This window comes from Streptomyces sp. NTH33 (genome assembly GCF_003236365.1).
GTDB lineage: Bacteria > Actinomycetota > Actinomycetes > Streptomycetales > Streptomycetaceae > Streptomyces.
In genome coordinates, this window is the sequence record NZ_POTZ01000266.1 from 1 (window position 1) to 9,908 (window position 9,908).

Sequence of the window (9,908 nt, forward strand, 5' to 3'; positions counted from 1 at the left end):
CGCCGAGTTCGACTCCCTCAACCCCGACCCGGAGCAGTTGCGCGTCGTCTCCGCGCTGCTGACCGGCGAGGCCCTGGCCGAACTCGCCGCCGCCGAGGACACCCTGCGGCAGGACGCTGACGGAGTCTTCGCGCTGGCGGACGGCATCGCCGCGGACTTCGCCTCGTTCGTCTGGCTCGTCCTACAGCTCCACGCTTCCTCGTCGGCGCCGCAGGGCAATCCCATCGACGCCATGGACGCATTGTTCGCCCTGTCCCAGACCGGCAACGGGCGGCACACCAGCCGGTGGCTCACCCTCGCGGACAAGGTCGCCACCGTGTTCGATACCACCGACCCGGCCCAGGCCGGCCGGTGGGCCGCAACCGGCACCAGCCTGGGATCGGCCCGCTACCTCGACTGGCTCGCGAAGCAGCTGGCCGTGCTGCTCGAGCGGCACACGGTGGACGACGCCACCGGGGGCGACCGGCTCGCCGAGCCGGAGGAATGGCCGCTGCAGCGCACCCTCGACTTCCTCACCGAGCACCAGGTCTTCGACCGTCTACTCGACCACGTCCCGGAGGTCACCAAGACCTGGAGCTTCAAGGACAAGGAGACGCGGGGCACGCAGATGAACGTCCCGATCGCCCCCGCGCTCCGCGAGTGGATCTCCGGCAGCACGATCCCCGACCTCGCCCGTTCCTGGCAGCCCGGCGTCGCTGACGGGTGGGCGCTCGAACAGGCGGTACGCAATATCAGCACCGCCTTCGGGCACGCCCTGAGCTGGACCGTCGGCGCCCTGATCAACCTGGTCAACACCAGCCCCGCGCTATCTCCCGGCGTGCCCAGGCTCAACACACACACTGCCTGGCACATCCGCCACGGCGTCGACACCGAGCAGGCCCTGACCCTGCTCACCTCCGGCATCACCTCCCGGCGCATCGCCCACCTCCTCGGCCGCGACGCCGCCCGTCTCGGAGACCGGTCGGCCGGCCTGCGGCAGTGGACCGCCCAGCACCACATCGACGGCTGGACGCAGCACTACGGGGCGAACGACTACGAGGTCCAGGACCTCCTCGACTACGTCCGCACTCCCTCCGACCCGATCAACCAGCTCCTCGACAACCACGCCGCCACCACTCCGCTGACCCGGCTGGTAGCAGGGACACCCGACGGCCCAGTCAACGTCGCACGGCCCAGCGAGCGCTACCCAACCATCCGCGTCCGCCGCGACCGCCGCCGGGTGGCGACCGTGCCCGCCGACCGCCACCTCGATGTCCTCGCGATGCTCGACAGCGGCCTCGACCTGGACCACCGTCTCCACAACGGCGAGCTCGTCACCACCCGGCGCGCCCGGTAGCGCCTGGCCCTGTCGCAGGGAACCAAGCGCGGGACTGCGGCCAAGATGGGGGCGATGCACCGCAGAGTCACCGACTTGCCGCCGCCCGTGGAGGCGTTGACCAGGATGTACGGCGACTCCGCGTCCAGGTCGACTGAGACGATCCGCCCGGCGGAGCCGATCCCGATGATGGGCGCGGACTCCTTGGTGGCGGCCACCATCTCGCGCACCGTGGGGTCCTACCTTCGCCGGTCTCATCAGATTCGGCATTGCCCGCCTGGTCAAGGCCCCGGTGGACAAGGCGATCGGCTGGGGCAGCATCGCGGCCCTCAGCTTCATGACGCTGTGCATCGCACTGTTGGACGGGGTCATCATGCCGCTGACGACGTGATCCGCTGGAGGCACAGCCCTCTCATCGATCGCAGCGCCCGCTGACCGTGCCGCACACGCTGGGCCCGGTCCTTCCGTCGGAGGAGTAATTGTCAAGACCTGTGGATCGGTGGCTATGGGCGGGTCCTGACTTTGGTGTCCTTGTGACCGTGCAGGAGTTTCAGGCGAGGCCCTCGAGGAAGTCCGCGAGCGTGGTGTGCAGGACCTCGGGCTGTTCCAGGTGCAGGTCGTGGCCGGTGCCGGGGATGCTCATGGCCATGGTGGCGGGTCGCTGCCGGAGCATCTCCTCAGCCTCCTGCGCGGGGATGAAGCTGGACTGGGCCAGGACGACCAGGGTGGGGCACGCGACCTGCCCCCACTCGCGCCAAAAGGAACGCCGGGCGTTCTCCGCCAGCGAGCGGACCATCACGTCCCGGTCGAAGCGAGGCCACCATCCGCCCTCGCGTTCCTCCAGCCCAGCCGCCCAGCCCGCGCCGACCGGTCCGCCGCCGAGGAACGCGGCTGCCGCCTCGCGTGAGGGAAACGGTGCCGGCCACGAGTCGAGCCATCCGCTGATGTCCGCGGGGCCGTCCGGGTTCGGGCCGCCGGGGCCGGCCTCGACGAGCACGAGTGCGCGGACGAGCCCGGGATGTGCGGCGGCGGTGAGCAGGGCCGTGTGCCCGCCCAGCGACTGGCCGACCAGGACGGGCCGCCGCAGCGTCAGCTGATCGACAACGGCGATGACGTCGGCGACGTAGGCGGCGCGGGAGACGTCCCGCGGGTGGCGCTCGCTGGCGCCGTGCCCGCGCTGGTCGACCGCGACGACCCGATACCGGGAGCTCAAGCGTTGTGCCAGCACATCCCATTCACCCGCGTGACCGGCCAGGCCGTGCAGCAGCACGAGGGGCTGTCCCGGCCCGCCCCAGTCCCGGCAGGCAAGCCGGACGCCGTCTCGCACCACCACGTGTTCAGACCATGCCACGTCGGCCCCCAGGGAATCGGCTGGCCTCGATCATGCCGCAACCGCCTCGGGGCGTTCGACGAGCCGGCCGCGTTCGAAGCGGGCTCCGGCCCGGACGAGGGCGACGAGGTGGGGCGCATTCACCGCACGCCACCGCTGCTGGGCGGACTCGACCAGCTTGAAGACCATCGCCAGGGCGGCGGTGCGGGAGCCGGCGCCGCGGGTGACCTTGGTCCGCAGCCGGACCGTGGCGAACGTGGACTCGATCGGATTCGTGGTCCGCAGGTGGATCCAGTGCTCGGCGGGAAAATCGTAGAACGCCAGAAGCTCGGCCTGATCGTCGGTGATCTTCTTGACGGCCTTGGGGAACTTCGCGCCGTAGAGCTGGGCGAACGTCTTGACCGCCGCCTCGGCGTGCTGCTTGTCCTCGGCGTTGTAGATGTCCTGGATGGCCTTCTTCGCGCCGGGCTGCGCGGACTTCGGCAGGGAGTCGAGGACATTGGCCGTTTTGTGAACCCAGCACCTCTGCTCGCGGGTTTCGGGGAACACCTCGGCCAGGGCCTTCCAGAAGCCCAGGGCGCCGTCGCCGACCGCGAGCACCGGGGCGCGCATGCCCCGGCGGGCGCAGTCGCGCAGCAGGTCGGCCCAGGACTCACCGGATTCGCGGTAGCCGTCCTTGAGGGCGACCAGCTCCTTGGAGCCGTCCGCGCGCACCCCGACGAGGACGAGCACGCAGGCTTTGGCCTCCTCCAGGCGGACGTTGAGGTGGATGCCGTCGGCCCACACGTACACGTAGTCGACCTCCGCGAGGTCGCGGTCCATGAAGGCGGCGTGGTCGGCCTGCCACTGCTGGGTCAGCCGGGTGACCGTCGCCGGAGAGAGCCCGGCGGAGGAGCCGAGGAACTGCTCCAGGGCGGGCACGAAGTCGCCGGAGGACAGACCGTGCAGGTAGAGCAGCGGCAGCACCTCGCTGATCTTCGGCGACTTGCGGCACCACGGCGGCAGGATCTTCGAGGAGAACCGCTTGCGCTCGCCGGTGGCCTCGTCGACGCGCTTGTCGTTCACCCGCGGCGCCTTCACCTCGACCATCCCGGCCGCGGTGGTGACCTGCCGGGGCTGGTGGTAGCCGTTGCGGACCACCAGGCGGCGCCCCGTGGCGTCGCGCTCATCGGCCAACTCGGCTATGTAGGCGTTGACTTCGGCTTCCAGCGCGGCGGCCAGCATCCGCCGCGCACCCTCCCGGACGATCTCATCCAGCAGCGAGCTGCCGCTTGGCGTGCTGCCGTCCTCGTTGACTACCGTAAGCACGGGCGTGCCTTCCCGACCGACGCGGCAACGTCGGCCTTGCTCGATGACCTATCGATCGATCCATCGGGAAGGTACGCCTCCTTCCGTCAGGGCTGATCCACAGGTATTGAGCATTGCTCCCGTCGGAGGGCGGGATCCAGCAGTGTCCGAGTGCCCGACAGACATGCGGGACGGAGTCGAGTACGGACGGCTAATGTGTGCGCAGCCGCTTGAGGAACGTCCTGACCAGGGCGTCCAACTCAGCGTCCTTGGCCGTTTCTTCCACCAGAATTCGTTCGATGTGAACGAACCCGCTGTTCCGCCAGTGCCGATCCCTGGTCCCGTCAGCCGCCAGTCGGCCGCGGTGATGGGGTCCGTCGACCTCGATCAGGCCCGCCCTGCCTTCACGAACGACTAGGAAGTCGGGCGTCCATGTGTTGCCGACTCCTACGCGTCCCAGCGGCAGAGGAAAGATGGAGATGGTGGCATCGGCGGGGAGGGCAGCCTGGGCGCGCTTGAGCGCCTCATAGACCCGTATCTCCTCGCGGGAGTCAAAAACGAATCCGTCGCGTCGCAGTTCCGGTTTCGGATCGGTGACACGCGCGGCGTGGTTCGTTGTGGTGTCGGCGGTGAGCCGCCCCTGAAGAGCTGACCTCCAGTCCGCGACCACGTCTGGTAGCGCTGGCCCGACATAGACAGAGTGCGCTTCGACGCCGTTCCGTTCAGCGATCGGCAGGAGGGCGTCCCGGATCCGCGCAAGCAAGTCCTCAGAGAACCGGTCCATCAGCCATCCGGGAACCAGAAGGCGGGCATCCATCCAGTCGCCGAACCTGTTGCCGGGAGACCACTCGATTCCTTCAACATCCAGTAGAAGGGCTGCCGCCTGAACGTCTCCTCGCTCATGAAGGAACCAGGCAGCCTGCCCGAGGATGGTCTCCTCTACAGAAAGCGCTGCCTCTTCGCTTGAGACCTTGCTGACGTCTGAAGTCACCGTTCCACACTAAAACCTCGGTCTGACAGTCGAACCCCGTTGACCAGAATGATCGCGGCGACATCGCCGCCGTGGAGCAGATCACGGCTTCCGTTCGTCGCCCATCGGAGGCCCCGGCACAGGGTGTCGAAGCGCTGTCTGGACGGCGGTCTGTGTCGACCCTATCGCTGAAGGCGGAAGGAGCACGTGCTTAGAAGACGCCTGCTCTGTTCCGGAGTTTCGCTCGTTCAGGGAGAGCGCTTTGGAGGGCGAACCTCGGTGGTTCTGGGGCCGACGCGATGATTCGCCGACGGCAGACACATTGAGTTTGGAAGGGACTGGAATAGTCCCGCAAAGCAAGTGAACCTAGAGCAACTCACGGAAGAGCGTGGGCGGGACCGGCGGAATATAGCACGGGACCGCCGGTTACCCAAACCGGCGATTCTCCGGACCATTGGAGAGGTTCGGTCGCCGTGCGGTTCCTGTCTGGTTACCGGACTGCTGTACCTACCCTCACGTCTGGCCCCAAGGAGTCCTCGCATGGCTGTAGTTACTGACGACGAATCGTTTCTTCTGTCCGATCGGCAGTGCTTTGCGATCCTGGACTGGGCCGCCGAACAACCGCGGAACGGGCTCATGCTGCGGGCCTTTCTGGCATCCATCGCTCTCGCGGCGCTTCAGCCGAAGGAAGCGCTGATGCTGCGCGTCCGAGACGTGGAAGTCGCGGACGACGGCAGTGGTGTGCTGCTGATCCACGCTCAGGAACAAGCACTGGACCGCCACGGAAAGGAAGTTGCAGGTGCGGGCGCCGTGCGTCGTGTTCCCGCAAGCACTCAGTTGGTAGCGATCCTGAAGACGGAGATCACCCGGTGTGATCTCCTCCCCGATGACGCGATATTCGTCCTCGACGATGGGCGACCGCTGACCGCCTCGGTCTACCGGGAGGTCTGGCGGCAGGCGCGGGAGGCGGTGCTCGAAGCGCACGAACTCGACTCCCCGATCGGCGGGGAAGTCTCGGCCCTGCGTGACGCGTGCATCGCGGCATGGCTGAAGAACGGTGACCAGACCGCGGCGCACATCCTCGCGGTGGCCGAGTGCGCCGGAATGAGCGCCCCTCGCCTTGCCGAACGCTTCGCACATTGCCTTCGCAAGCCGACACCGGATGAAATCCCTTGGGACCGGCTCGAAGCTGCCCTCCGCCTTCCTGACCTGCCGAGTGAGCCGAGCCCGACTGCGCACCGCCCGTAACGCCGGCTCCGAGCTGTGGTTCGGTCCCGCGATTTCCCTCCTGCCTCACCACGAGGCAACGGGTGGGTGAAGAACTGGTTCTCCACCCACCCGGGCCCACTCCCTCCCGTACCTCACAGAAAGCCACCGATGCTTGCCCGATCTTTGCCTGCCCCCACCGCTTCGCCCGGCACCGTACGCACGGCCTTCCTGACCGTGAAGGACGCCGCCGACTACCTCGGCCTCTCACCCCACACCCTCTACGTCTGGCGCCACCGTCGACAGGGACCCCCGAGCTTCCGCATGGGTCCACGAGGCCGCGTCATGTACCGACTGGAAGCCCTCGACGCTTGGGTCCGCGAGCAGGAACAGGCCGACTCGCGCTCCAACGCGGCGCTCAACCCGCTGACCGCTCCTCGTCAGGAGCGGTCCCCCCGCCTCACCAGCGCCTGACGCTCCAAACGCCGTAGAGCACCGTCCCCATCCTCTACATCAAGGAGTTTCACCTGGCCGGCTACATAGAAGACCGATGGCTCAAGAAGCGCCCCAACTCGACGACCGGCAAGCGCGAACGCACGACCATGTACGGCAAGTGCACCCGCTACCGCGTCAAGGGCATCCCCGGCGTCAAGGACCGTTCCTTCGACGCACTCCAGGACGCCAAGACCTGGCTCGCCCAGGCCCAGACCGACGCACGCCGAGGCGAGTTCGTCGATCCGCGGGATGGAGCCATCTCCCTGAAGGACTACATCGCGACCCACTGGTGGCCCACGCAGAGCGGTGACCCGTCCACCCTTGAGCGCATCGAGCAGCGGGTGCGCCGGCACATTGTCCCGCACCTTGGTGCCCTGCCGCTCAACAGCGTTGGTACCGAAGTGCTGCGGAGTTGGAAGAAACGTCTTGAGAAGGATCTGGGTCCCACCTCGATCCGTCTCGTCTGGGCGACGCTGTCCAGCGTTCTCCAGGCTGCCGTTGAAGACCGCCGCCTCGCACGCAACCCATGCCGCGCACGTACGGTCCGCCCACCGGCAGCCGCACCGGGCCGGGTCGAGGCGTGGCCGCCGGAACGCGTGCTGGCCGTACGAGCAGCTCTCCCGGAGCGCTATCGCGTCCTCGTCGAGATCGGCGCGGGCCTCGGCCTCCGACAGGGGGAGGCGTTTGGCCTGTCGATGGAGGACATCGACTTCGATGAGGAGGTCGTGCACATCCGGCGCCAGGTGAAGATGGTGCGGACGAAGCTGTGCTTCGCGCTTCCCAAGGGCCGCAAGGTCCGGGATGTGCCCCTGCCCTCAAGCGTGGCCAAGTCCCTGCGTCGGCACATGGAGCTCTTCGCACCAGTGCCGGTCACGATGCCGTGGGACGACCCGAGCCCTCCGCAGACCCCGGTAGAGGCCAAGCACCGTCGGCCCAGGACGTACAACCTCCTGGTGACCGGTCGCGAGCGCAAGGCGATCAACCGGAACTACTTCAACTCCTACGTCTGGAAGCCAGCCCTTTCCGAGGCCGGCGTGATCGCCGCGCTGGAGGAAAGCGCTCCAGACGGATCCCGTGTCTGGGAGCCCTCCCGGGAGCATGGCTACCATGCCCTGCGCCACTTCTACGCCTCCGAGCAGTTGGAGGCCGGCGAGTCGGTCGTCTCCCTGGCCCGGTGGCTTGGCCACTCGGACCCCGGGTTCACACTCCGGAAGTACGCGCACTTTCTGCCCCGCGCGGGCGCACGAGGCAGCTCCGCCATCGACGCGGTCTTCGCGTAGCCATAACTCCGAGCGGCCGGGAACAGCCCGCTCCTGGCCCAAAGTCCCAGAGAAGTCCCAGAGGTGCCGCCGCACCCCCTCCCGACCCGCATCAGCGCAGGTCAGAGGGGATGCGGCGGCATCTGCCGTTCAGATGTCCCGGAAGGTCTCGATCTGCGCCCCGATCGAGTTCAGCCGCTCGGCGAGGTCCTCGTAACCCCGGTTGATGACGTACACGTTGCGCAGCACCGACGTGCCCTCCGCGGCCATCATGGCCAGCAGGACGACGACGGCGGGGCGCAGGGCCGGCGGGCACATCATCTCGGCGGCGCGCCAGCGGGTGGGGCCCTCGACCAGCACCCGGTGGGGATCGAGGAGTTGCAGTCGGCCGCCCAGGCGGTTGAGGTCCGTCAGGTAGATGGCGCGGTTGTCGTAGACCCAGTCGTGGATCAGCGTCTTGCCCTGCGCGGAGGCCGCGATCGCCGCGAAGAAGGGGACGTTGTCGATGTTCAGGCCGGGGAACGGCATCGGGTGGATCTTGTCGATGGGCGCCTCCAGCTTGGAGGGCCGGACGGTGAGGTCCACCAGGCGGGTGCGGCCGTTGTCGGCGACGTACTCCTCGCCGCGGTCGTGGTCGAGGCCCATCTCCTCCAGGACCGCCAGCTCGATCTCCAGGAACTCGATCGGCACCCGGCGCACCGTCAGCTCGGACTCGGTGACGACGGCGGCGGCCAGCAGGCTCATCGCCTCCACCGGGTCCTCGGAGGGGGAGTAGTCCACGTCGGCGTCGATGACCGGTACGCCGTGCACGGTGAGCGTGGTGGTGCCGATGCCCTCGACCCGGACGCCCAGCGCCTCCAGGAAGAAGCACAGGTCCTGCACCATGTAGTTGGAGGAGGCGTTGCGGATGACGGTCACCCCGTCGTGGCGGGCCGCCGCCAGCAGCGCGTTCTCGGTCACCGTGTCGCCGCGCTCGGTCAGGACGATCGGGCGGTCCGGGCGGACGGCGCGGTCCACCACGGCGTGGTACTGGCCCTCCGTGGCGGTGATGTCCAGCCCGAACCGGCGCAGCGCGATCATGTGCGGCTCGATGGTGCGCGTGCCGAGGTCGCAGCCGCCCGCGTACGGCAGCTTGAAGTGGTCCATGAGGTGCAGCAGCGGCCCGAAGAACATGATGATGGACCGGGTGCGGACGGCGGCCTCGGCGTCGATCGCGCCCATGTCCAGGTCGGCCGGCGGCACGATCTCCAGGTCGGTACCGTCGTTGATCCAGCGGGTGCGTACACCGATGGAGTTCAGCACCTCCAGGAGGCGGTACACCTCCTCGATCCGGGCCACCCGGCGCAGCACCGTGCGCCCCCGGTTGAGCAGCGAGGCGCACAGCAGGGCCACGCACGCGTTCTTGCTCGTCTTCACGTCGATGGCGCCGGACAGACGGCGTCCGCCCACCACCCGCAGGTGCATCGGGCCCGCGTAGCCCAGGGATACGATCTCACTGTCCAGGGCCTCACCGATGCGGGCAATCATCTCAAGGCTGATGTTCTGGTTGCCGCGCTCGACACGATTGACCGCGCTCTGGCTGGTGCCGAGCGCCTCGGCCAACTGTGCCTGTGTCCAGCCTCTGTGCTGCCGGGCGTCGCGGATGAGCTTGCCGATGCGTACGAGGTAGTCGTCTGCCATGAGGCTGAGGTTATCTCAGATATGAGATGGCGCCTCTTAAGGGGGCCATTCGGGTGATGCACTGTCAGTGACGTTTGGCCCTACGGGTTCGACGCCACCCGAAAGGTCCGGGCAAATCCATCGATGTCGTACGACGTCCCGTGCTGCTGTGGGTGTACCGCGGTCCGTGCTTCCCGCCGGTGGTGAACGACCAGGAGCGCTTGTTGATGTTCAGTCGCACTCCCGGGAGGATCCGGAAGCTCTTGCGGAACGTGAGCGGCATGCGGGTGCTCCTTCCGAAGGCGGTGGCGGCAGCCGTGTTCGCCGCCGGACTCCTTCCGGATACCCCGACTTGGCGTACTGATGGGTGGAGCACCCGAGTTGAGG

General features: G+C 67.9%; 8 protein-coding genes and 1 pseudogene. 4 read left to right on the forward strand and 5 right to left on the reverse strand.

The genetic code is table 11. From position 1 onward, the window contains the following. Positions 1-1,336 (forward strand): annotated as a pseudogene (locus C1I97_RS23360) (DEAD/DEAH box helicase); the annotation flags it as partial. 529 nt (positions 1,337-1,865) lie between these two features. On the opposite strand, the gene C1I97_RS23365 reads toward C1I97_RS23360, so the two are convergent. The 3 genes from C1I97_RS23365 to C1I97_RS23375 all read right to left on the reverse strand — a co-directional run bounded on the left by C1I97_RS23365 (position 1,866) and on the right by C1I97_RS23375 (position 4,923). Then, entirely contained in the window at positions 1,866-2,666 is an 801-nt protein-coding gene (locus tag C1I97_RS23365; RefSeq protein WP_111005151.1) for an alpha/beta fold hydrolase, read from the reverse strand. Between the two features lie 30 nt (positions 2,667-2,696). Next, entirely contained in the window at positions 2,697-3,953 is a 1,257-nt protein-coding gene (locus C1I97_RS23370; protein ID WP_111005152.1) for an IS256 family transposase, read from the reverse strand. Positions 3,954-4,143: 190 nt separating this feature from the next. After that, entirely contained in the window at positions 4,144-4,923 is a 780-nt protein-coding gene (locus tag C1I97_RS23375; RefSeq protein WP_111005153.1) for a hypothetical protein, read from the reverse strand. A gap of 519 nt (positions 4,924-5,442) precedes the next feature. Here C1I97_RS23375 and C1I97_RS23380 point away from each other — a divergent pair. The 3 genes from C1I97_RS23380 to C1I97_RS23390 all read left to right on the forward strand — a co-directional run bounded on the left by C1I97_RS23380 (position 5,443) and on the right by C1I97_RS23390 (position 7,883). Further along, on the forward strand, positions 5,443-6,150 hold the full coding sequence (locus C1I97_RS23380; protein WP_111005154.1) for a hypothetical protein: 708 nt from the start codon (positions 5,443-5,445) through the stop codon (positions 6,148-6,150). 144 nt (positions 6,151-6,294) lie between these two features. Next, positions 6,295-6,582 (forward strand): helix-turn-helix transcriptional regulator, encoded by a 288-nt coding sequence (locus C1I97_RS23385; RefSeq protein WP_258382705.1) that lies wholly within the window; start codon positions 6,295-6,297, stop codon positions 6,580-6,582. Positions 6,583-6,710: 128 nt separating this feature from the next. After that, positions 6,711-7,883, forward strand: a complete 1,173-nt coding sequence (locus C1I97_RS23390; protein ID WP_111005156.1) for a tyrosine-type recombinase/integrase — start codon at positions 6,711-6,713, stop codon at positions 7,881-7,883. A 129-nt stretch (positions 7,884-8,012) separates the two neighbouring features. Here the strand turns inward: C1I97_RS23390 and C1I97_RS23395 are convergent, their stop codons facing one another. Beyond that, positions 8,013-9,542, reverse strand: a complete 1,530-nt coding sequence (locus C1I97_RS23395; protein WP_111005157.1) for a helix-turn-helix domain-containing protein — start codon at positions 9,540-9,542, stop codon at positions 8,013-8,015. Positions 9,543-9,606: 64 nt separating this feature from the next. Further along, entirely contained in the window at positions 9,607-9,804 is a 198-nt protein-coding gene (locus tag C1I97_RS23400; protein ID WP_073947165.1) for a DUF4236 domain-containing protein, read from the reverse strand. Positions 9,805-9,908 lie beyond the last annotated feature (104 nt).

Bases quoted from the DNA above. Each gene is read 5' to 3' on its own strand.
- C1I97_RS23395 (WP_111005157.1), bottom strand. From the start codon at position 9,542: ATGGCAGACGACTACCTCGTACGCATCGGCAAGCTCATCCGCGACGCC.
- C1I97_RS23400 (WP_073947165.1), bottom strand. From the start codon at position 9,804: ATGCCGCTCACGTTCCGCAAGAGCTTCCGGATCCTCCCGGGAGTGCGA.
- C1I97_RS23380 (WP_111005154.1), top strand. From the start codon at position 5,443: ATGGCTGTAGTTACTGACGACGAATCGTTTCTTCTGTCCGATCGGCAG.
- C1I97_RS23390 (WP_111005156.1), top strand. From the start codon at position 6,711: ATGTACGGCAAGTGCACCCGCTACCGCGTCAAGGGCATCCCCGGCGTC.